This window comes from Nocardia sp. NPDC006630, from assembly GCF_040611495.1.
Lineage (GTDB): Bacteria > Actinomycetota > Actinomycetes > Mycobacteriales > Mycobacteriaceae > Nocardia.
The window spans coordinates 384829-407354 of record NZ_JBEXOK010000003.1 but is presented as its reverse complement, the minus strand read 5'-3'; the positions used below and the strand labels follow the sequence as shown (position 1 = coordinate 407354).

The window sequence follows — 22526 nt, the reverse complement described above, 5'->3', positions numbered from 1 at the left end:
TCCCGGTGACGCGAGCCCGGCTGCACCCCGGCGGATTCGCCGGGGTGCCACCGGATCAGCGCTAGTCGCGCCGGTGCGGGTGATGCTCCTCGTGTTTCGGCGGTTTCGCGGGCTCGATCGGGTGCGCCAGCGAGCCGAGGGCGTGGGACTTCGAGATGGTGGTCGCGGTGCGGCCGTAGGTCAGGCCGACGGCTGAGGCGTCCATGTTGAAGTAATAGGGCTCCTCCAGCCAGCTATTGGGGGAATAGACGGCCTGCAGGATTTCCAGCGCGAATCCCGGCGCCGCACCCTGCCGGCCCAGCACGATGTAGCAGGCCGAACCGCCCTTGTTGTTGTAGCCGATGAACTTCTTCCACCCCTGCGTGGTGGCGCCGATACTCAGCAGCCAATGCGAGAAATCCTGGGAGGGATAGTTCAGCAGGTCGATGCCGAAGCCGCTCACCGCCGCCACGTATCCGGCGTGATGGACCGCATTCAGATCGGCCATCATGGCGTTGTAGATCGACGGATCCGGCGTCAGCGTATTCGGCAGGTACGTCTGGTAATACAGATGCACCATGAGCTGCTCGAAGGTCAGCGGGTCGTACAGCGCCAGCTGGAATCCGCCGACCGGAGCCGCCTGTCCCGGACCGACGACGGTCGGCGGCGGGGGTTCCACGGCCGGAATCGGAATCGCGACATTGCCATTGGCGATGATGCCCCACGTGGTGCTCACATTGCCGCCGCCGGGTGCACCGCCCGGGGTGTAATCGGTGGCGGCATAGGACAGGATCGCGCCGTTCGTATACGCCTCCAGTGCCGCGGCCACGGCGGCGGCCTGGTCCCCGGAGAAGAGCACATTGAGCGGTCGCAGCGAGAACTCGATCACCGACGGGTTCTTCATCACCGCCGAGGACCATTGATCGAATATCCCGACATCCGAATCGCCGTAGCCGGGGTTGAGGGCATTGAGTACGGAGTTGTCACCGCCGGTGGCGTTAACGGTGACCAGGCGGCTGTCGGCCCACGACTTGCCGAGTTCCTCCCACTCCGTTTGTGATTCGGCCTTCGTGGAGGTGAAGACGGCCTTGTACTCCAGCTGCACATTGACACTGACCTGCGTTTGGTTGGAGGAGTACATCGTCTGCACGGCCTCGTAGTAGTCAAGGCTCCCGCCGACCACCACCTGACCCACGAAATGTGTTCCCCACTTGCGGAACAGGGCGAAGAATTGCTCTTGGTTCTGCGGTGTGAAGGTGTTCGGCAGGTTGCGCACATCCGGGTCGTCGCGGAAATCGGGCGTCAGCCACTGCTGGGAGGTGTGATTGAGATTGAGTTCCCAAGCGGTGAAATCGGATTCGTAAATACAATAATAATATGACTGGTCGGTATTAATGGTCTGACTGTAGGCCACATCGAACTGCGCACTGAACGCCCCGTAAGACGTTTGGACGCCGGCCTTCTGGGAGAAATGAGACTGGAACTGATCGATCGTATTGTATACATATGACGACCCCGTGGTGTTGGTGTACTCCACGGGGGTGGCGTTCTCCGGCACCGCGTACGTGATCCCGCTGGGCGGATACTCCCAGCTCCCGCTGTCATTACCAAGATTCACAATTTGTGGCATCAGCGAACGAGTGCTGTACGTACCGAGAATATTGAAACCGCGCCCGATAGCGCCGGCACCGGGTATCAGCGACATAGTGTTTTCCTTCCGTAGCCGTCCCCGCGCCAATGATACGGTCGACAACCCGAAAGATGATGAGCTATAACTGAATTCGCAAGTGTTCGGCCACATGCACTATCAATCCGTCCAGCGACCCCTGAGCACTCTCGAATCTAGATCGATATCGCGCGTTCTACAGCGTGCGGAGTTGCGCTACTGCCCGGACTTCCTGGTTGCTCGAGAACCAGAGGGTTTGGGAATTCTCCGTGCGCCGAGTATGGATATCGATGGGGTCGCCGTAGCGGATGGGCTTGTTGTATTCGAGTATGTAGCGGTGCGGCGATCGGGTGAGATCGGCGGCGTCGGCGGTGAATTCGTGGACGGCGTGCCAGTACGCGGTATTGGTCACGTGCTGGAAATGATCTATGTCGGTGCGGCGCAGCGGGAACGCGGTCCCGGGGGATTCGGGCAGCGGATCGTTGAGCCACTGCTGCCAGCGCAGGCGCTGGTTCGAGGTGGTGGTGCACATGAGCTCGAAGAAGCGGTCGTCCACGCGGGAGGGGCTCATCGTTTCCTTGTTCATGTGGATCCAGAAACCCTCGGTTTCGATCAATCCGTCATTGTCGGAGTCGATGCGCACGCGCATGGTGCACCAGCGCGGGGAGATGCCCGAACACCAGCGGCGGGTGCGCAGCCGCGCGGGCCAGGCAATGGGGCGGATGACATCGATGACGGTGCGGCGCACGATCCAGTGCGGGTGCGATTCCAGGGCGCCGCAGTGCACGAGGTGATCGACGCCCGCGTCCTGGATGTGCCGGGCGATGCCGTCGATGCGCAGGCCCTGATCCTCGTCCATGTCCACGGTGCCCAGGCGCCCGGGGAAATCGAAGATATGGCCGGAGGACGGGACCGGAGCCAGGGGCAGCACCATGGGAGGTTCGGCGGCCGCCGAAACTGCCTGTGCTGCATCGGTGAGCTGGTTCATCATCGGCAAACCTCCGGGACGTCCATCCGAGCGGGGGGAGTGCGGTGCGGTGAGCTGCCGCGTCGGCAATGCCGCGGCGCGATGGATGCGAGCCTAATGCAGATCCGGGCGCGCGCCGGGCTGGGCAGCCCGGTGCGCCCGGTCGGGTGTCAGCTCAGCGGGCCGAAGAATGCCCGCAGGTCCCGGGCCAGCTCGGAAGGGCATTCCATGGCCGGGAAGTGCAGGCCGCGCTCGAACTCGGTCCAGTGCGCCTCCGCGGTGTGCGGGACCAATCGGGGGACCGTCTCGTCGGCCCCGAAGATCGCGAAACCCGCGGGCGCGGAAGACGGTGCGCCCCACTCGGTGGAATGCGACTGCTCGTAGAGGGAATGCGCGGCGGTGGCGCCGGAGCCGGTGAACCAGTAGAGGCTGACATTGGTCAGCAACTGATCACGGTCGATCGGCAGATCCGTCCACTGCTCGAATTTCTCTGCGATCCACGCCAATTGCAGCAGCGGCGAATCGACCAGGCCGTAGCCGATGGTCTGCGGGCGGGAGTTCTGGATGGCCAGATAGCCGGAACCCTCACGGCGGAAGGCATCCATGCGGGTGAGGATGACCTTGTCGATCGGATCGCCGGCATCGAGCCGGTCGGCCATTCCGGGCAGGAAGGTGGCGACATTCGCGGCGGTCAGGGGATCGGTGACCACGTGCACGCCCAGCACGTGCCCGGGATCGAAACCGGCCACCATGGCGGAGATTCCACTGCCGACATCGCCGCCGTGCACGCCGTACCGCTCATAACCCAGCCGGCTCATGAGCTCGATCCAGGCGCGGGCGGTCCGCGCCATCGACCAGCCGGTCTCGGGGAGCGGGGTGGAGAAGGCGTACCCCGGTATGGACGCCGCCACGATATGGAAGGCCGGGCCCTCGGCCGGTTCGGTCAGCGGTGCGATGAGATTCATGAACTCCGCGACCGAGCTCGGGAAACCATGGGTGATCAGCAGCGGGGTGGCATCGGAGCGACTTGATCGCACATGCAGGAAGTGGATTCGCTGCCCGTCGATCTCGGTGATGAACTGCGGGAAGGCATTGAGCGCGGCTTCCTGTGCCCGCCAATCGAATTCGGTGCGCCAGTAGTCGGCAAACTCCTTCAGCTCCGGCACCGGAATGCCGCGCTCCCAGCCGGTGCCCGGCAGTTCGGCGGCCCACCGGGCATGGGCGAGCCGGTCGTGCAGGTAATCCAGTTCCGACTGCGGGATATCGATGCGGAAGGGGCGAATCTCAGTGCTCATCAGGGTCTTCCGTTCACTCGAGAAGGCGTGGCCTTCGGGGTATGAACCAACTTTAGGAACGATTGCGGAAAGGTTCGTTCCGCGATTGCGAGCTAAAATCGAAGAATGTTGGAGACCTCCGCCCGGCTGCTCCGCCTGCTGTCGCTCCTGCAGTCGCGGCGGGACTGGACCGGCGCCGAATTGGCCGAGAGACTGCGGGTCACCACCCGCACGGTGCGCAATGACATCGACCGGCTGCGAGAGCTCGGTTATCCGGTCGAGGCCCGGCCGGGGGTGGCCGGCGGCTATCGGCTCGGTGCGGGCGGATCACTGCCGCCGCTGCTGCTCGATGATGACGAAGCCGTTGCGGTGGCCATCGGATTGCGCACAGCCGCAACCACTTCCATTGCCGGTATCGAGGAGACATCCCTGCGGGCGCTGACGAAATTGCAGCAGATTCTGCCCTCGCGGCTGCGGCGCCGGGTCAGCGCCTTCCAGAACACGCTCCCCATTCCGGCCCGCGGCCCGCTGGTCGATCCCGATATCCTCACCGTGCTCGCCTCTGCCTGCCGCGATCACGAACGACTGCGACTGGACTACCTGTCGCATACCGGTGCGGCGAGCAGCAGATCGGTCGAGCCGTACCGGCTGGTCAGCAATCGCCAGCGCTGGTATCTGCTCGCCTGGGATCTCGACCGAAACGATTGGCGCACCTTCCGAGTCGACCGGATCCGCCCGCGCACCCCGGCTGGACCCCGTTTCACCCCGCGTGCCCTGCCGCCCGATCCGGAGATCGTCGCCCGGGTGGAACGCGGTGTCGGAGAAGCGGTATGGCGGTTCCGCGCCCGGGTGGTGGTGCACGCCCCGGCATCTCATGTGCGGCAACGACTCCCGATACCGGTCGATATCGAACCCCTCGGTGAGAATCGGTGCGCCTTCGAACCCGGTTCGGACAATCCGCAGCAACTCGCGCTGCATCTGGGCATGCTCGACGCGGACTTCGAGATCGTCGACTCACCGGAACTGGCGGCCGCCCTGCGCACGATCGCCGACCGCTACCAGCGGGCGCTGGCCGCCTCGCCGGGCGCTGATACTTCCCATTCGTCCAAGAACCGGGCAGACATGATCGGCTAGCCTCCGAATATGGGTGATCCGCTGGAGTCCCTGCGCGCACTGTGTTCGGCCCTGCCCGAGGCGACCGAACGCCTCAGCCACGGCGAACCGACCTGGTTCGTGCGCGGCAAGAAAACCTTCGTCATGTTCGCCGATCACCACCACGACGACCGCCTCGGATTCTGGTGCGCCGCACCGCCCGGCATCCAGGAGGAACTGGTCGCCGCAGCACCCGGCCGCTACTTCCGCCCGCCCTACGTGGGCCATCGCGGCTGGCTGGGCGTGTACCTGGATGTGCCCGTGGACTGGACGGAGATAGCCGAAATCGTCCAGGACGCGTACCGCATGGTCGCACCGAAGGCCCTGGTAGCGCAGCTGGACTCGATCCAGGACTAGCCGCATCGATAGTGGGCGTCGAGGAGGGGTACGGGATCGAGTTCCGTGATGTGGTGGCCCGCATTGCAGTGGTCGGTGAGGTCTTTGCCGTCGCGGGCCTGGACGATGCGGATCTCGGCGACCAGGTCGGCGAGGGTGTGGGCGACCTTGGCGGCGTGCCGGTAGCCGGGGGCATCACGGTCGGCGACTATCCAGATTCGGTGCGCGCCGGTGAGCCAGGCGGCGTGTTCGGGGTGCCAGCTTTGCGCGCCGCCCGCGTTGCAGGTGGCCGTCACACCCGCATGGGTGGCGGTGAGGACGTCGGCTTCGCCTTCGCAGATGTAGATGTCGCGGGCGCCGCGCACGGCGGCGAGGACTTCGGGCAGATGGAAGGGCAGGTGTTCGAATCCTCCTGGCTGCCAGCCATTGTCGGTGCAGCGCTCCTGCCAGAAGGTTTTGCTGTGGCCGTCGCGATGGGCGATGTGGACGCGGATGATGCGGCCGGCCGGATGGCCGTTGGGCCAGCGGTAGATGTACGTCGCCTGACGCCGCGGCCGGGCCGTGCGGGGGCCGAGGTCGCGCTTGTGTACTTCGAGAGGGAGTCCGGCGGCCTGTAGAGCCTGGTCGGCGAGCGCCACATCGGGTGCGGGGGAGTGGCGGCGTGGTCCGTACGGTGCCTGCGGATTATCGAAGAGATCCCGAACGTGCAGGCCCAGGCGGTTCAGGACGGCTTCGTCCGAACAGCCCGCGAAGCATTTCACGACCGTCCGCCCGCGGTGACGGTTGTAGACGACTCCGAGGGACGGATGGTGGCGGCGGCCATCGGATTCGTGCACCGGGCACAGGTAGGTGGTCCAGTCGCGGCCGCGCCTGCCCGGGCCCGAGATTCGGGTCAGGGCGGTGGTGATGGTGTCCCAGGAGCGAGCGGTGTCCATAACGCAGTCCTCTCTCTACCGGTGTACCCGGATCCAGAGGGCTGTCAAACTGCGCGAATCATCCTGGGGTGCAAGGCAAAACGTGCTTGCAGAGGTGTTCTCGACGGCAGTGCGGCGGCCGAGCGACCGCAGGTGTGGCTACCGCCGAGCATCCGGTGTGTGAGAAATCCCAACCGGTCGGTGGCACATGAAAACTATTGGTGCACAGGAAAAGTGAATACTCACAATCCCGATGCATCCCGGGCGTGTCGTCCGCTTTCGAGGCAAGAATGTCCGTCATGGTTGCGACAGGGGGTGGGGTAGACGTGTGCGATACGGACGGCTCCGGGGGTGCGGGCGCGTCTGTCCCAGGTGTGGACACCGTGCGTTATCCACTGCATGCGCCCGGTAGTGACGGGTGGGCCGCGGCAATACGCACCGCGCGGGCGGAGCTGGCCGCCGACGGTTGTACCGTACTGCGCGGCTTCATCCGGCCCGAACAGGTCGATACCCTGCGCACCGAGGGCGTGGCACTGGCGCCGCATGCCTACTACACGGTCGAGAACGTCAATGCCTACAACATTCCGCTGGATACCGACCTGCCCGACGGCCATCCCGGCCGCATTGTGCTGCGCCGCGGAAACGCCTTCGTGGCAAGGGATCTGATTCCCCGGGACGCGCTGATCCACCGGCTGTACACCGACCCGCGCTTCCAGCGCTTTGTCGCGGACTGCTTCGGACTCGCCGAACTGCACGAGTACACCGACCCGCTGGCCGGGCTCTGCCTCAATGTCGTGGCTCCGGGCATGTCGCACCCCTGGCACTTCGACACCAACGAGTTCACCGTCAGCATGCTCACCCAGGAGCCCCAGAGCGGCGGGGTTTTCGAGTACTGCCCCAATATTCGCTCACGCGATGCGGAGCACCTCGAGGATGTCCGCGCGGTGCTGGACGGCGACGGCGCGCAGCTTATCCGCAGCCTCGAGCTACGCCCCGGCGACCTGCAACTGTTCCAGGGGCGCTTCTCGCTGCACCGCGTCGCGCCGGTCGGCGGGACAGTGCAGCGGCATTCGGCGATTTTCGCCTACAGCGACTCCACGGGAGTGATCGGCACCGCCGAGCGCACCCGGCAATTGTTCGGGCGTGTTCTGCCCGATCACCTCGCGGCCGATGCTGTCCGCGGCGACACACTGCTCGACTGAGAAGAGGACCGCTCGTGCCCGCTCCGGCAAACAGCACCGTGTTGCACAGCACCGGGAAAGCGTCGTTCGACGATATCTACGACCGTCCCGACCCCCGTGCGTACTACGCCCGCATGTCCGAATTGGACTACCGGATACCGGAACTGGCCAAACCACACTTCGAACAGCTCATTGCCGACCATCGCGCCGCCACCGGCATCGCCACGCCCACGGTGCTCGATATCGGCTGCTCGTACGGCGTGAACGCGGCCCTGCTGCGCCTGGATATGGGCATGACCGAACTGGCTGCGCGGTACCGGGATCCGAGCATCGCGGCCGCCGATCTCGTCACCGCGGATCGCAGCCTGCTGACCGAGCACGACCTGCTGCCCGGCGTGCGCTTCCTCGGCATGGACGCCTCCAGTCCCGCACTCGATTACGCCCGCGCCGCCGGATTCCTGCACGCCACCGTGCACGCGGATCTGGAGAGCGCCGAGCCCACCGAGGCGCAGCGCCGCACGCTGGCCACCGCGGACCTGGTCATCTCGACCGGCTGCGTCGGCTATGTCACCGAACGCACCCTGCTGCGCGTGGCCCGCGCGCACGGTGGAAAGCTGCCCTGGATGGCGCATTTCGTGCTGCGCATGTTCTCGTTCGAACCCATTGCCGCACATCTGGCCGCGCTCGGTTACCGCACCGAACGCGCGCCGGGCGCCTTCAAGCAGCGGCGCTTCGCCTCGCCGGAGGAGCAGGCGCAGGTGTGCGGTGCGCTCGAGGCCAATGGCATCGACACCCTCGGCTACGAAGCCGAGGGCTGGCTCTACGCACAGCTCTACCTGTCCCGACCGTCCCCGAACCTATCCATCGACCACGAGGACACGCATTGAGCGAACGGACCTTCGCCCACGACGACCAGTTGCCGAAAGTGCCGCTGCCGACTCTCGAAGAGAGCTGCTCGCGGTTTCTGCACTGGTGTGCGCCGCTGCTTTCCAGCGACGAGTACGCCGCCACGGCGGCCGCCGTCGAGGTTCTGCTGCGCCCCGACAGCCCGGCCCGCGTCCTGCACGCGGATCTACAGCGATTCGACGCCGAGCCGGAGACCGGGAGCTGGCTGGACGAATTCTGGCCTGCCCGCTATCTGGGCCGGCGTGACCGAATCGCGTTGAACGCCAACTTCTTCTTCCTGTTCCGCGAGGACACGGTGCTGGCCGCCTCCACCACCGCCGGGCAGGCGCAGCGGGCCGCCGCACTGGTCGCCGCGGCCGTGAACTACAAGCTGCGGCTGGACGCGGAGGAGATTCCGCCGGTCACCCAGCGCGGGCAGCAACTCAATATGGCGCAGAACAAGTTCCTGTTCTCCGAGACCCGTATTCCCGGCGACCCGCAGGACACCGTCCGGGTGCCCTACAGCGCCGAATGGCCCGGGCATTCACAGGCGCGGCACATCATTGTCTTCTACCGCGGCAATATGTTCCGCATGGATGCCCTCGGCCCCGACGGCGTCCCGTATACACCCGAGGACCTGGGCGCCGGACTGCACGCGGTGATGAAGGCCGGGGCTCGGCGCGCGCCGACCAATACCTCGGCCGGACACCTCACCACGCTGGCGCGCAAGGACTGGGCGCCGGTGCGCGCGCAGTTGCTGCCCGCCAATGCCGCGGCCTTCGAGACCATCGAAACCGCGCTGTTCTGTGTCTGCCTGGAGGATTTCACACCGCGCGACACCCTGCACGCGTGTGATCAACTGCTGCACGGGGACAGCGGTAATCGCTGGTTCGACAAGGCGGTGTCGTTCATCGTCTTCGCCGACGGGCAGGCGGGCATCAATATCGAGCACTGCGGCCTGGACGGCACCACCATCCTGTCCTTCGTCGATACGCTGCTGGAAACCCCGGTGGCCGACCACGCCGCCCAGGCCGGTGCGCAGCCGCAGGGCCTGCCGGCCATCGAGCCGGTGGAATTCAGCCTCGATATCGGGCAGCAGGCCGAGGTCGCCTCCGCCGCAGCCGCTTTCGCGCAGTACGCGGCGGACAATGCCACCTCCACGGTGTCGTTCGACTTCGGCACCAGCCAGATCAAGAAGCTCGGCATCTCCCCGGATGCCTTCGCGCAGTTGAGTTATCAGCTCGCCCACCGGCGCAGCAAGGGACTCACCGGTGCGACCTACGAATCCATCGCCACCCGTCAGTACCGCAGCGGCCGCACCGAGGCCATGCGCGTGGTGACCCAGGAGGTGCTGGATTTTGTTGCCGCCATGGTAGATCCGGCCGTCGATACCGACGGCAAGCGCGCCGCCGCCCGGACCGCCGCCGAGGCGCACGTGCGGCGGGCGCAGGAGTGCCAGCGCGGGGAAGCTCCCGAACAGCATCTGTGGGAACTGCAGCTGCGGCAGCGCCGCCATGGCGCGGAACTCGGTGCGACCGCACCGATGGCGTTCTACGACAGTCCGGGCTGGATCATCTCTCGCGACGACTATCTGAGCACCAGCTCCGCGCCGTCGGTGAATATCCAGTACTTCGGTTTCGGCTCCACCAGCCAGAAATGCATCGGCATCGCCTACGTGCTGCTGCCCGACCGCTGGAACCTCTATCTGGCCACGCCGAAATCGGTGGCGCAGGAGATGCACACCTTCGCGGGGCAATTGCGCACGGCCGCAGCCGAACTGGAGACACTGCTGCGGTCCTGAATGGAAGAACGGCCTTCCCGGACGGGCAATGTCCGGTAAGGCCGTTCTCGGTGCCGGGGCTGAGGCCCCGGACCCGTCTGTCTCGCCCGTCGCTACGGGCGAAGATCTGGTAGCCGGCATCTGATAGCTACTGTCCTGCAATTCGTATCGGCATGGCGGCGGCCCGAGTTACAGGCGCGGCAGTGGTCTGAGTTACAGCCGCAGCGCGGGATTCGATGCCCGCCAGCGCTGTCCGATTTGTCTGTACTGTGGCCGTTGTGATTACGCTTCGGAAAGAAGACGACGCAGCAGATCTCGGCGGCATCACCAAGATGAGTGTCGGAGTCAGCTGGGATCCCTCCTCGGGCACCAGCGGCGGACTGCTCGGTATCGCGCGCCGCAAGCGCGGCGTCGACCTGGACCTCATCGCAGTGCTCGTGCAGGGCGGCGATCCCGTGCGCTTCGCCGGACTGGACTCCCTCGACCCGCTCGGCAACGGCTCCGTCCTGCACACCGGCGATGAGCAGACCGGCGCGGCCTCCGGCGATGACGAGACCGTGCACGTCACCTTCGCCGATATCCCGCCCGTCATCGATCAGATCGTCTTCGTGGCCGCCGCGTTCAAAAAGGGCAGCTCCTTCGAACGCGCCAACAATGTCTCCTTCAAGATCTACGACGCCACCGGCGGCAGCAGCCAGCAGGTTGCCGATGTCTGGCCCTCACTGCTCGGCGCCGAGAACGCCAATGCCATCGCCCGCGCCGTTCGCGCCGGTCAGACCTGGCAATTGCAGGTGCTCGATCGCAAGGGCAAGGTCAAGCAGGGTGATATGCAGGCGCTGCTGCGCTTTGCCATGGGCTGAGCACGGTTTCACCGGGACGGTCTGCGACAATGACTCACCGTGAAATCTTTCGAAGCCCTGTTCGCCGAGCTGCAGGATCGTGCTGTCACCCGACCCGAGGGGTCCGGCACCGTCGCCGCCTTGGATGCCGGTGTCCATGCGCAGGGCAAGAAGGTACTGGAAGAGGCCGGTGAAGTATGGATCGCCGCCGAGCATGAGAGTGATGAGTCGCTGTCGGAGGAGATCTCCCAGCTGCTCTATTGGGTTCAGGTGCTGATGGTGGGCCGCGGCTTGCGGCTCGAAGACGTGTACCGACATCTGTGATGCGCCGTTTCACCGCACAGCCCGTGCGGCCGACGACCCCGCGTCCACTGTCTTCACGTCCCGCCACCCGTCCCGAAAGGAACATCTATGCTTCGCGTCGCCGTCCCAAATAAAGGTTCGCTATCGGAGATGGCCGTTGCCATCCTCGGCGAGGCCGGTTACCGCGGCCGCAAGGATTCCCGCGATCTGACCGTCCTCGACCCGATCAATCAGGTCGAGTTCTTCTTCCTGCGTCCCAAGGACATTGCCATCTACGTCGGCTCCGGTGAGCTCGACCTCGGCATCACCGGTCGCGACCTCGCACTCGATTCCGGTGCGCGGGTGCAGGAACGCCTCGCCCTCGGCTTCGGCGCCTCCACCTTCCGCTATGCCGCGCCCGCCGGGCAGGAGTGGAAGGTCGAGGACCTCTACGACAAGCGCATTGCCACCTCGTACCCGAATCTGGTGCTGGCGGACCTCGCGGCCCGCGGTATCGAGGCCGAGGTCATTCGCCTCGACGGTGCGGTCGAGATCTCCATCCAGCTCGGTGTGGCCGATGCCATCGCCGATGTGGTCGGCTCCGGTCGCACACTGCGGCAGCACAATCTGGTCGCCTTCGGTGAGTCGCTGTGCGACTCCGAGGGTGTGCTCATCGAGGCCAAGGACGCCGATCAGCGTGACAAGGCCCGCAATCAGCTGGTTGCCCGCATCCAGGGTGTGGTCTTCGCCCAGCAGTACCTGATGCTGGACTACGACTGCCCCAAGTCGCTGCTGGACGCCGCGGTCGAGATCACCCCGGGCCTGGAGTCGCCCACCGTCTCCCCGCTCACCGATCCCGACTGGGTCGCCGTGCGCGCGCTGGTACCGCGCAAGAGCGGCAATGTGCTCATGGACAAACTGGCCGACCTCGGCGCGAAAGCCATTCTCGCCACCGATATCCGGTCCTGCCGCGCCTTCTGAGCCTGAGCCTCAACACGATTCGAGCCCGCTGCCACTGTGCAGCGGGCTCGACTCGTCCCTAGAGGTCCAGTTCCGCCGCCTGGTCCGGTGTCGGGACCGCGGCCGGCTGCGCCGAGGTGAGGGCATCGACGGCCTGGTTCGGTGTGGGGAAAGGTGGTGGGGTGCCGCCGAATTCGGGGCAGAGGGGTTTGTATTCGCAGTACTTGCACAGCCAGGATTTGGTGGGTGGGAAGTCGCCGGTCTTGGCGGCCGAGTCGATGGCCACCCAGAGGGCGGAGAGGATGCGTTCGAAACGTAGCAACTCATCGGCATCGGGCTCGTAGGTGAGAATCTGCTCATCGGCCAGGTACATCAGGCGTAGTTGCGCGGGGGCGGAACCGAGGGTGCGCATGAGGACCAGGGCGTAGAACTTGAGCTGGAACAGGGCGCGCGTCTCGCGGTCGGGGGCGGGGGAGCGACCGGTTTTGTAGTCGATGACGTGCAGTTCGCCGGTCGGTGCGCGATCGATCCGGTCGACGAACCCGCGCAGTGGCGTGCCGTCGGGCAGCTCGGTTTCGATGAACGCCTCGAGCGATTGCGGATCGAACGCGGTCGGATCCTCGAGGTGGAAGTACGCCTGCATGAGGTCGTAGGCCTCGGCGAGAAAGATATCCAGCTCATCTTCGGCAATCAGGTCCACGGCCTCGGGGCGGGACTCGAGGACATGGGTCCACGCGGGTGGGATCAGCTCGGCCGCATGGGCGATATCGCGCTCGGCGGCGGGGAGTCCGAAGAGTGCTTCCAGCACCGCGTGCACGAGCGTCCCGCGCACCGCGACGCGGGAGGGCTGCTCCGGAATCCGGTCGATGGCGCGGAGTCGATACTTCAGGGGGCACTGTTTGAAATCCATTGCGCGCGAAGGCGAGAGTGCGAGCCTGCGCGGCGTTGCGCCCGCGGAGTCCGGGGTAGTGATCGCGGGTACCGACATACCTGGCAGGCTAAACGCACACACCGACAAGGTGTGAACGACATCCGCGCAGCAATATCGCAGCGACAGTACAGAGCGAACGGAGATTCATGACGGCCAGACGGACCGGGCCCTTCCAGATCGGTGACCGGGTACAGCTGTCCGACGCCAAGGGGCGCAAGTTCACGGTGATCCTGGAGGAGGGTGGTTCCTTCCACACCCACGCCGGCCAGATCGCCCACGACGAACTGATCGGCGCCGACGAGGGCTCCGTGATCAATTCCGTGAAGGGCACCCCGTACCTCGCGCTGCGACCGCTGCTGACCGACTACGTGCTGTCCATGCCGCGCGGCGCGGCGGTCATCTACCCCAAGGACGCCGCGCAGATCGTGCACGAGGGTGATGTGTTCCCCGGTGCGAAGGTGCTCGAGGCCGGCGCGGGCTCGGGGGCGCTCACCTGCTCGCTGCTGCGCGCAGTCGGCCCGGAGGGCAAGGTCATCTCCTGGGAGATCCGCGAGGATCACGCCGAGCACGCGGTGCGCAATGTCGAGCGATTCTTCGGCGAACGCCCGGACAACTGGGAGCTGACCCTCGGCGATGTCGCCGAATACTCCGGTGAGCAGGTGGACCGGATCATCCTGGACATGCTCAAGCCGTGGGACACCCTGGACGCGGTCTCCAAGGCGCTGGTCCCCGGCGGCGTGCTCATGGTCTACGTCGCCACCACCACGCAGATGTCCGAGGTCGTCGAGCATCTGCGCAGGCAGGAGTGCTGGACCGAACCCCGCGCGTGGGAATCCATCGTGCGCGGCTGGCATGTGGTCGGCCTGGCCGTGCGCCCGGAGCACCGTATGCAGGGCCATACGGCCTTCCTGGTGAGCGCTCGCCGCCTCGCCGAGGGTGCGATGGCGCCCAAGCCGCAGCGGCGGCCCTCGAAGGGCTGAGAGCCGCGCGGCCGCATCGGCACCGTGCCCCCTTCCACGCGGAAGGGGGCACGGTCGAATTCAGCTCGGCCGGAACGGCTTCGATCGCCCGGAGGTGATCAGGGCTGGCAGGCGGCGCGGGCCATGCCGAGGATGGTGCACGCGCCGGAGTCGGCGAGCTTCCAGGAACCGTCCACGTACTGGAAGCTCATCGGCACATCCGGCATGCTGCCGTGCGGGGAACCGACCGTCACCTTGGCATCGGCCTGATTGCCGTTGTTCGTGATCGAGGTGACCGCGAAGGTCACCGCGTAGTTCGCCAGACCCTGATTCATGGTCTCGATCAGTGGAATTCGCTTATCGCCGTCGACCACCAGTTTCGCCTTGTCGGCGGCGGGCTTCGCCGGATCGGCGAAGGCGGTCAGCACGGCCTGGAGCTGGTCCGCGGTCGGGGCCGGCGCGGTGGCCACCACCGCGGCACTGGTCGTGGCGGTCGAGGTGGCAGCGGCGGAATTCTTGTCATCGGAGCCGCAGCCCGCCAGAGTGGCGGTAACGGCGACGGCCGCCGCAACGGTAGCCACGGAAACACGAAGCGTCCTCGTGGCGTTACGCATACGAGGAGTCCGGCTGGTGGGAAGGAGCATCGACGGCACCCTTTCGGCTCGGCCGGCGATTAACTCGCCGGTAATATGTTAGGGCAGGCTAACATGTTCACCCGGGTCGGCAGCCGCCGCCTAGATGTGATCACGACGAAACCATGTCGGAAAGCGAGATTGGGTATTCCCCGGTAGCGTTGGTAGACCGGGACTGGGAGGAGCAGCATTATGAGCCCCATCGAAAATTCGGATTCGGCGGCCTGGAGGGAACTCGAGGCTGTACGAGCCGAGGCGGCTGCACTCCGGAGGCAACTCGCCGACTCGCCGGATCACTCACGGGAATTGGAAGCGCGCGTTGATTCGCTGACAATTCGCAACACCAAACTGATGGACACCCTCAAGGAGGCGCGGCAGCAACTCGTCGCTCTCCGTGAGGAAGTGGACCGGCTCGGTCAGCCGCCGAGCGGTTACGGTGTCCTGCTTGGTGTCTACGAGGATCAGACGGTCGACGTGTTCACCTCAGGACGCAAGATGCGCCTGACGTGCTCGCCGAATATCGACACCACCACCCTCATCTACGGCCAGTCCGTGCGTCTCAATGAAGCGCTGACCGTGGTCGAGGCTGGTCCTTTCGATAAAATCGGCGAACTTGGCACGCTGCGCGAGATTCTCGACGACGGTCGTCGAGCACTGGTGGTCGGCCATGCCGACGAGGAACGGGTGGTGTGGCTGTCCGGGCCGCTGTCCGAACTCGCCGAAGCCGACAATCTCGATGATCCGGATCGCCCCATTCGCAAACTGCGGCCGGGTGATTCGCTGCTGGTCGATACCAAGGCCGGCTTCGCCTACGAGCGAATTCCCAAGGCAGAGGTCGAAGATCTCGTGCTCGAGGAAGTGCCGGACGTCGACTACCACGATATCGGTGGCCTGGGTCGGCAGATCGAGCAGATCCGCGATGCGGTGGAACTGCCCTTCCTGCACAAGGATCTGTTCCGTGAGTACGCGCTGCGTCCCCCGAAGGGTGTGCTGCTCTACGGCCCGCCCGGTTGCGGTAAAACGTTGATCGCCAAGGCCGTTGCCAACTCCCTCGCCAAGAAGATTGCCGAGGCGCGCGGTCAGGATGCCAAGGAAGCCAAATCGTTCTTCCTGAACATCAAGGGTCCCGAACTGCTGAACAAGTTCGTGGGTGAGACCGAGCGCCACATTCGGATCATCTTCCAGCGGGCTCGTGAGAAGGCCTCCGAGGGCACTCCGGTGATCGTGTTCTTCGATGAGATGGACTCGATCTTCCGCACCCGCGGGTCCGGTGTCTCCTCCGATGTGGAGACCACGGTCGTGCCCCAGCTGCTGTCGGAGATCGACGGTGTCGAGGGCCTGGAGAACGTCATCGTCATCGGCGCCTCCAACCGTGAGGACATGATCGACCCGGCCATCCTGCGGCCCGGCCGCCTGGACGTGAAGATCAAGATCGAGCGGCCGGATGCCGAAGCGGCACAGGACATCTTCTCGAAGTACCTGACCTCGACGCTGCCGCTGCACGCCGACGATCTCGCCGAGTTCAACGGCGAGCGCGACAAGTGCGTGAAGTCCATGATCGAACACGTCGTGGAGCGCATGTACGCGGAAAGTGAGGACAACCGCTTCCTGGAGGTCACCTACGCCAACGGTGACAAGGAGGTCCTGTACTTCAAGGACTTCAACTCCGGCGCCATGATCCAGAACATCGTGGACCGCTCCAAGAAGTACGCCATCAAGTCCGTCCTCGACACCGGTACCCCCGGTCTGCGGATTCAGCACCTCTACGACTCCATCGTGGATGAGTTCGCCGAGAACGAGGATCTGCCCAACACCACGAATCCTGATGACTGGGCTCGTATTTCGGGTAAGAAGGGCGAGCGGATCGTATACATCCGCACGTTGGTGACCGGCAAGAACGCCAGTGCCAGCCGCGCGATCGACACCGAGTCGAACACCGGCCAGTACCTGTAAACCGCCGAATCGTCAGGGCCGCGCTTCCGTTGGAAGCGCGGCCCTTTCGCGTGCGTCCTGGGTTCTGTGGATCGCTGCGGGACGAACGCGGTTACCCAACGCTGTGTGTCTGAGGTTTGGTAACTACGCCCGATCCGGCAGTGTCCAGTTCCGCCAGGATCTCGCGGAGCGTTTCGCGGCGGTCCGGGGGAAGGCCGGCGAACAGGTCGCGGGCGGCGCGGCGGCGGGCGTCCGACATGTGAGTGAGGGCGGCGCGGCCCGCGTCGGTGAGTGAGACCAGGGTGGCGCGGCGGTTGGCCGGGTCGGTGGCGCGGGTGACCATCCCCGCTGCTTCGAGGGTGTCGACCACGGTGGTGGCGGAGCGGGGGACGATGCCGAGGCGTTCGGCGAGGGCGGACATGCGCAGGGGTTCGCCGGCGCGGTCGAGAATGCGCAGGGCGCGACCCTGACCCGGGGTGAGGCCGAGGGGGGCGAGGTCGGCCAGCTGGGCGTGCCGGATGCGTTTGGCGGTGCGCAGGAACAGGTCGGGGAGGTCGCTGTCGGATGCTTTCTCCATAATGCTGAGCATAGCTCACAGTTGTATGGAATAATTGTGAGTCAAGCTCAGTTATGAGGGGAAGTTCCGCTGGAAGGAGGCGCCTATGGCTGCCCGATCCGAACTTCGCCGGATACTCCGGTTGTTCCATCCCTATCGTTCCCGGCTCGCGCTGGTCGGCGTGCTGGTCGCGCTGTCGTCCATCGTCGGCCTGGCCTCGCCGTTCATGTTGCGAGCGGTCCTCGACGACGCGCTTCCGCACGGCCGCACCGGGCTGCTGACGCTGCTGGCCCTCGGCATGATCGCCGTCACGACGCTGACCGCGGTGTTCGGCGTCTGGCAGACCTATCTCTCGACCGCGGTCGGGCAGTCGGTCATGCATGATCTGCGCACTGCGGTCTATGCACGATTGCAGTCCATGCCACTGTCGTTCTTCACCACGACCCGCACCGGTGAGGTGCAGTCGCGCATCGCCAATGACATCGGCGGCATGCAGTCGACGGTCACCTCGACCGCGACCTCGCTGATCGCCAACTTCACCTCGGTGCTCGCGGCCGTGATCGCCATGATCGCCCTGGACTGGCGGCTGACGGTGGTCTCGCTGGTCATGCTGCCGTTCTTCGTCTGGATCAGCCGCCGCGTCGGGTCCGAGCGCCGGCGCATTACCGGTGAGCGGCAGAAGCAACTGGCCGGAATGTCGGCCATTGTCGAAGAGTCGCTGTCGGTGAGCGGAATCCTGCTGGGCCGCACCATGGGTCGCTCGCCCGCCCTGATCGCCGACTTCGCCCGGGAATCGCGGGGTCTGGTGGATCTGGAGATCCGCTCCGGAATGGCCGGGCGCTGGCGGCAATCGACCATCACCATCGTCATGGCGGCCATGCCCGCGATCGTGTACTGGGCGGCCGGTCTGACCTCGGCCTCCGGACATCAACTCGTCTCCATCGGCACCCTGGTCGCCTTCACGACCCTGCAGTCCGGGCTGTTGCGGCCCGCGGTCCAATTGCTTTCCACCGGTGTGGAAGTGCAGAGCTCGCTGGCGCTGTTCGGGCGGATCTTCGAATACCTGGATTTGCGGCCCGATATCGCCGAGCCGGACAAGCCCGCGGTCCTGCCCGCCGGGGGAGTGGTCGGCGCGGTGCGCTTCGAGCAGGTCGGCTTCTCCTACGACGCCGATCGGAAGGTGCTGGAGGACATCGATATCAGCGTCCCCGCCGGCACCAGTCTGGCGCTGGTCGGTGAGACCGGCTCCGGCAAGACCACACTCGGATACCTGGCGGCGCGACTCTACGATGTCGGTTCCGGTCGTGTCACCATCGACGGAATCGATGTGCGGGACATGAGCTTCGCCGATCTCTCGGCCACGGTCGGGGTCGTCTCCCAGGAGACCTACCTGCTGCACGCCTCGGTCGCGGACAATCTGCGCTTCGCCAAACCCGATGCGACAGACGAGGAATTGCACGCCGCGGCCCGCGCCGCACAGATCCACGACCACATCTCCGGTCTCCCGGACGGCTACAACACCATGGTCGGCGAGCGCGGCTACCGCTTCTCCGGTGGTGAGAAGCAGCGACTCGCGGTGGCGCGCACCATCCTCCGCAATCCGCCGATCCTGGTCCTGGACGAGGCCACCAGTGCCCTCGACACCCGCACCGAGCGCGAGGTCCAGGAAGCCATCGACGCCCTGTCCGCCGGGCGAACCACCATCACCATCGCGCACCGGCTCTCGACGATCCGAGACGCGGACCAGATAGCGGTACTCGATCACGGCCGGATCGCCGAGCGCGGCACCCACGCGGAACTCCTGGCACACAACGGTTTCTACGCCGACCTCCTGGCCCGCGACGAAGTCCTCGCCGTCGCCTGACCGAAAAAGCAAGGGCGCGCCTCCCATCGGGAGGCGCGCCCTTGCCATGTCTCAGTTGATGCCGGGGATGAAGCCGGGGTAGACGAAGTGGCTGGGGCCACCGCCGGGGGCGCTCGAGCCGGTGAAATTGGGGAAATTGAACGGCAGCCGGGTGAGCTGGTGCGGATTGCCATCCTGATCGGCCTGCCAGCAGCTCATGGTGACGCCATGGAAAGCAGTGCAGACCACGCGCGTGCTGTTGCCGTAGGGCGAGGTCAGCCGTTGCCGGGAATCCAGCGGATTCCAGTACGCGGGATTGTCCGGCGTGAGAAAGCCCGTGGCCTCGTATACCTCTACCGGGCTGTTGGGGTTCTGCACCGGCCAGTCGTCCGCGGCGGCGACGCCGGTACCCGCGGCCAGCAGCGTTCCTGTCGCGGCGGCGGTGGCGGCGAGTCCGACAACGCCTCGAATGATCGTCTTCATATGCCCCTCCATCGATCGTCGTTGATGTTCTGCCTCGAGGAGGGAATCGTCCTACGACTGCCCTGCTGTTACGTGATATGGAATGGACGACTCAAAAAATGTGGCGCGGGTCACATTATATGGAGGCGGGGAGGGGTGGTGGCGCGATCGGGCGCGCCACCGATCGGCGGTGTTAGAGTGCCGTCCATACCTGTTGCCACACACATTGTTTCGGTGCGCGGGTGTGACTGGGAGGGGAGTCCCTGTTGGAAATCGGCCCGGGTGTGACGTTCGCGGGGTACCGCATTGTGGGCGAATTGGGTTCCGGCGGTATGGGAACGGTCTATCTCGGTCGGCATCCTCGCCTGCCGCGTCAGGATGCGGTGAAGGTGCTCTCGGCGGAGCGCTCGCGCGGTGAGCGGTTCCGTGCCGACTTCCTGCGGGAAGCGGAGATCGCGGCACGCGTGCGCCATTCGAATCTGGTCGCCGTCCATGATCGTGGTGAACAGGACGGCCGGCTCTGGATCGCCATGCAGTATGTGGCCGGAGTGAATCTCTCGCAGTTGATCCGGCGCGGTCCGGTGGCCCCCGAGGCGGCCGTGCACGTGCTCACCGAGGTGGCGCGGGGACTCGATGAACTGCACAGGGCGGGGCTGCTGCACCTGGATGTGAAGCCCGCCAATGTCCTCATCGACGAGCAGCCGGGCCGCCCCGATCGCGTGCTGGTGACCGACTTCGGAATTGCCCGTACCGCAGAAGATTCCGCTCTGGCGACCATAGACAGCGGATTCACCGGAACCCTGTCGTACGCGGCCCCCGAGCAACTCGACGACGGACCGATCGATCATCGCGCGGATGTCTACGCATTGGGCTGCACCCTGTTCCAGATGCTGACCGGAGTGCTGCCGTTCGTTCGTGAGACGACGGGTTCGCTCATCTACGCGCATATGCATGAGGATCCGCCACGGCCGTCGGCCGTGAATCCTCTGGTTCCGGCGGGATTCGACGCGGTGGTCGCCCGGGCGATGGCCAAGCGCCCGGCTGAAAGATACGGCAGCTGCGGCGAGCTCGCGACGGCGGCGCAGGCAGCGCTGGCCGGTGTGGTGGAGCCGATTCCGGGGAGGGCAGCGGCCCGCGGCCGGCGCCGGGGCCTCGCGGCCGCGGTGATCGCGGTAGTGGTGGCGGGTACCGGATTCGCGGCCGTGCGGCTGCTCGCCGGAAATACGCCGCAGCCGGTTCCGGCCGCGTCGAACCGCCCGGTGACCGGCACCATCGATCCGGCGTACTGGGGCAGTTATGCCTATATGGCGCAGACCTTCCCGAATCTGCTGCCGCCGACGCCCTATGGCGGTGGCTACCAGGAGCTGACCGGTTGTATTCCGATAGGTGCGCAGTCCGACCCGTCCTGGAGTACCGCCGTTCCGGTCGGGCAGCTGTACTGCGTGGGCAATTCCGATCCGGTCTACTCGCTGTATGTGACGTGCAATGCCGACCGTTCGCCCATCTCGCCCGATTTCGGAATCTCCCGGGCGGAGGGCGACGAGCGGTGGTCTCGCGCTTCTGGTTCGGGACACCTGTTCTGGGGTACCGGTGTCCTGCGTGGCACCGGAACCGTGGTGGACAATCGGAACCAGGGGGTGCTCGACATCTACTTCGATGATCCCGGCCGCAACTTCTGCCGCCTCGCGGTGTACGGGAATACGGACACGGGTGCCGAACTGCGTGCCAATTGGTGGCCGAATGCGCCGCTCTGACAGGGATTCTCGCGTGCGGCGCACTGTAGCGCTGGTGCTGGGCGGCCTTCTGCTCGCTACCGCGTGCACGGTGCAGGGCAGACCGGCCCCGCAGTATCCCGATCCGAACTCATTGGATGTGGGTGCGTTCAGTATTCATCCGCTGGACGAGCCCGCGGGTAGTGAGAAGTACGGGCGAGTAGTCGAATCCACCCGTATGGCGGAGGCGCTGATCGATCCCGTGGAAGCCGATCCAGCGCTGACGGGCACGCTCGGCGCGTTCGCCGTGCACCTGCTGCCGACCGCCGCCAAAGCGACATTGCTGCTGGCCGCGCCCGTGCGCGCGGTACTCGAACGGGAAGGGATGCTTGCCGGAGCGGCGGTCGGCGCCACGGAGGCCTCGGATGCGCCGAATCCGGTGGTGGGACAGGCCAAGGTGCTGTCGCTGCTCATCCTCCGGTTCCCGGACGAGGGATCGGCGCAGCGGGCCGCACAGGACATCGATGCCGTCGATTCGGCGCAGAGCCCGCTGAATGTGGCGATACCGGTGCCGGGATACCCGGCCGCGCACGCACATTGGCGTCCGGCAGTGCCGACCGCAGCGGCGACCGTCGCCGACGGCGTGTTTGTGGCGACCCTGTACGCCGGTGAGATCGCGCCGGATGCGACTGCGCTGACAGAGCTGGCGCGCAAGGCATTCGACGCGCAGTTGCCCCGATTGCGCGAGTTCGCCGCTACCCCGCGAGATCGGCTGGCCGACCTGCCGATCGATCGGGACGGCATGCTGCGGCGGATCGTACCGGAGGCTCCCGGCCACTGGCCGTATCCGATCGTGGTCGTCAACACTCCGCAGCGGGATGCGAGCTGGGATCAGGTGATTCGCGGCGAGGGGGTGGTGTACGGCCCGCGCGCCGCGCGCCTGTGGGACGACCGCCCCCAGCGGGACCGGCATATCGAGCTGGAGGCCGTCATCGGATTGACCTCCCTCGCACGATATTCGAGCGCCGCGGCGGCCCGCACCGACTACGACCGGGCTGTTCGCGGCTATGCGTCGGCCCCGAGCAAGCGGGCCGTCCCGGGTCCGGCGGGTGTGCCGGATATCTACTGCGCGGAGGACACAGCCCCCGCCATGCAGGGGCTCCTCAGATTCGGCTGCCGTGTGCTCCACGAGCGATATCAGGCGATGCTCGTCGGCCCCGACCTCACCGATATTCGACAGCGCGCGGCCGCGCAGTACGGCCTGCTCGTGAACGGCGGATAACC

General features: G+C 65.9%; 21 protein-coding genes. 13 read left to right on the top strand and 8 right to left on the bottom strand.

Going from position 1 to position 22526, the window contains the following annotated elements; genetic code table 11:
- Nucleotides 1–61: 61 nt before the first annotated feature.
- The 3 genes from ABZX86_RS09995 to ABZX86_RS09985 all read right to left on the bottom strand — a co-directional run bounded on the left by ABZX86_RS09995 (nucleotide 62) and on the right by ABZX86_RS09985 (nucleotide 3907).
- Nucleotides 62–1684 (bottom strand): MAC/perforin domain-containing protein, encoded by a 1623-nt coding sequence (locus ABZX86_RS09995; RefSeq protein WP_355121963.1) that lies wholly within the window; start codon nucleotides 1682–1684, stop codon nucleotides 62–64.
- Nucleotides 1685–1841: 157 nt separating this feature from the next.
- Nucleotides 1842–2636 carry an acyl-ACP thioesterase domain-containing protein gene (locus tag ABZX86_RS09990; RefSeq protein ID WP_355121961.1) on the bottom strand — a complete coding sequence of 265 codons (795 nt, stop codon included), beginning with the start codon at nucleotides 2634–2636 and terminating at the stop codon, nucleotides 1842–1844.
- A 146-nt stretch (nucleotides 2637–2782) separates the two neighbouring features.
- Nucleotides 2783–3907: an epoxide hydrolase gene (locus ABZX86_RS09985; RefSeq protein WP_355121959.1), complete on the bottom strand. Its 1125-nt coding sequence runs from the start codon at nucleotides 3905–3907 to the stop codon at nucleotides 2783–2785.
- 105 nt (nucleotides 3908–4012) lie between these two features.
- Here ABZX86_RS09985 and ABZX86_RS09980 point away from each other — a divergent pair, with 105 nt between their 5' ends.
- A complete protein-coding gene (locus ABZX86_RS09980) occupies nucleotides 4013–5020 on the top strand; it encodes a YafY family protein (RefSeq protein WP_355121957.1) in 1008 nt (335 codons plus the stop codon).
- A 9-nt stretch (nucleotides 5021–5029) separates the two neighbouring features.
- Complete coding sequence (locus tag ABZX86_RS09975) at nucleotides 5030–5395, top strand: MmcQ/YjbR family DNA-binding protein (protein WP_355121955.1); 366 nt, start codon at nucleotides 5030–5032, stop codon at nucleotides 5393–5395.
- Here the strand turns inward: ABZX86_RS09975 and ABZX86_RS09970 are convergent.
- Nucleotides 5392–6309 carry a toprim domain-containing protein gene (locus ABZX86_RS09970; protein ID WP_355121953.1) on the bottom strand — a complete coding sequence of 306 codons (918 nt, stop codon included), beginning with the start codon at nucleotides 6307–6309 and terminating at the stop codon, nucleotides 5392–5394. The genes ABZX86_RS09975 and ABZX86_RS09970 overlap by 4 nt on opposite strands.
- Nucleotides 6310–6671: 362 nt before the next feature.
- Here ABZX86_RS09970 and ABZX86_RS09965 point away from each other — a divergent pair, with 362 nt between their 5' ends.
- From ABZX86_RS09965 to hisG, 6 genes are all read left to right on the top strand, one after another.
- A complete protein-coding gene (locus ABZX86_RS09965; protein ID WP_355121951.1) occupies nucleotides 6672–7490 on the top strand; it encodes an arpA protein in 819 nt (272 codons plus the stop codon).
- 14 nt (nucleotides 7491–7504) lie between these two features.
- Complete coding sequence (locus ABZX86_RS09960; protein ID WP_355121949.1) at nucleotides 7505–8356, top strand: class I SAM-dependent methyltransferase; 852 nt, start codon at nucleotides 7505–7507, stop codon at nucleotides 8354–8356.
- Entirely contained in the window at nucleotides 8353–10155 is a 1803-nt protein-coding gene (locus ABZX86_RS09955; protein WP_355121947.1) for a choline/carnitine O-acyltransferase, read from the top strand. Before ABZX86_RS09960 ends, ABZX86_RS09955 begins: the two co-directional genes overlap by 4 nt.
- 257 nt (nucleotides 10156–10412) lie before the next feature.
- Entirely contained in the window at nucleotides 10413–10994 is a 582-nt protein-coding gene (locus ABZX86_RS09950; RefSeq protein WP_327139890.1) for a TerD family protein, read from the top strand.
- Nucleotides 10995–11033: 39 nt separating this feature from the next.
- Entirely contained in the window at nucleotides 11034–11297 is a 264-nt protein-coding gene (locus tag ABZX86_RS09945) for a phosphoribosyl-ATP diphosphatase (RefSeq protein ID WP_355121945.1), read from the top strand.
- A gap of 87 nt (nucleotides 11298–11384) precedes the next feature.
- Nucleotides 11385–12236 (top strand): ATP phosphoribosyltransferase, encoded by an 852-nt coding sequence (gene hisG, locus ABZX86_RS09940; RefSeq protein WP_355121943.1) that lies wholly within the window; start codon nucleotides 11385–11387, stop codon nucleotides 12234–12236.
- A 58-nt stretch (nucleotides 12237–12294) separates the two neighbouring features.
- Here the strand turns inward: hisG and ABZX86_RS09935 are convergent, their stop codons facing one another.
- On the bottom strand, nucleotides 12295–13203 hold the full coding sequence (locus tag ABZX86_RS09935) for a RecB family exonuclease (protein ID WP_355121941.1): 909 nt from the start codon (nucleotides 13201–13203) through the stop codon (nucleotides 12295–12297).
- An 89-nt stretch (nucleotides 13204–13292) separates the two neighbouring features.
- Here ABZX86_RS09935 and ABZX86_RS09930 point away from each other — a divergent pair, with 89 nt between their 5' ends.
- Nucleotides 13293–14126 carry a tRNA (adenine-N1)-methyltransferase gene (locus ABZX86_RS09930; protein ID WP_327139886.1) on the top strand — a complete coding sequence of 278 codons (834 nt, stop codon included), beginning with the start codon at nucleotides 13293–13295 and terminating at the stop codon, nucleotides 14124–14126.
- Between the two features lie 98 nt (nucleotides 14127–14224).
- On the opposite strand, the gene ABZX86_RS09925 is transcribed toward ABZX86_RS09930, so the two are convergent.
- A complete protein-coding gene (locus ABZX86_RS09925; protein WP_355121939.1) occupies nucleotides 14225–14686 on the bottom strand; it encodes a hypothetical protein in 462 nt (153 codons plus the stop codon).
- 243 nt (nucleotides 14687–14929) lie between these two features.
- On the opposite strand from ABZX86_RS09925, the gene arc reads away from it, so the two are divergent.
- Nucleotides 14930–16690 (top strand): proteasome ATPase, encoded by a 1761-nt coding sequence (gene arc / locus ABZX86_RS09920; protein WP_355121937.1) that lies wholly within the window; start codon nucleotides 14930–14932, stop codon nucleotides 16688–16690.
- A gap of 91 nt (nucleotides 16691–16781) precedes the next feature.
- Here arc and ABZX86_RS09915 read toward each other — a convergent pair whose 3' ends face one another.
- Nucleotides 16782–17246, bottom strand: a complete 465-nt coding sequence (locus ABZX86_RS09915) for a MarR family transcriptional regulator (RefSeq protein ID WP_355121935.1) — start codon at nucleotides 17244–17246, stop codon at nucleotides 16782–16784.
- Nucleotides 17247–17331: 85 nt separating this feature from the next.
- On the opposite strand from ABZX86_RS09915, the gene ABZX86_RS09910 reads away from it, so the two are divergent.
- Nucleotides 17332–19089, top strand: a complete 1758-nt coding sequence (locus tag ABZX86_RS09910) for an ABC transporter ATP-binding protein (RefSeq protein ID WP_355121933.1) — start codon at nucleotides 17332–17334, stop codon at nucleotides 19087–19089.
- Between the two features lie 51 nt (nucleotides 19090–19140).
- Here ABZX86_RS09910 and ABZX86_RS09905 read toward each other — a convergent pair whose 3' ends face one another.
- Nucleotides 19141–19551, bottom strand: a complete 411-nt coding sequence (locus ABZX86_RS09905) for a hypothetical protein (RefSeq protein ID WP_355121931.1) — start codon at nucleotides 19549–19551, stop codon at nucleotides 19141–19143.
- 245 nt (nucleotides 19552–19796) lie between these two features.
- Between ABZX86_RS09905 and ABZX86_RS09900 the strand changes: the two genes are divergently transcribed.
- Both ABZX86_RS09900 and ABZX86_RS09895 read left to right on the top strand, forming a co-directional pair.
- Complete coding sequence (locus ABZX86_RS09900) at nucleotides 19797–21284, top strand: serine/threonine-protein kinase (protein ID WP_355121929.1); 1488 nt, start codon at nucleotides 19797–19799, stop codon at nucleotides 21282–21284.
- 13 nt (nucleotides 21285–21297) lie between these two features.
- Complete coding sequence (locus tag ABZX86_RS09895; RefSeq protein ID WP_355121927.1) at nucleotides 21298–22524, top strand: hypothetical protein; 1227 nt, start codon at nucleotides 21298–21300, stop codon at nucleotides 22522–22524.
- Nucleotides 22525–22526 lie beyond the last annotated feature (2 nt).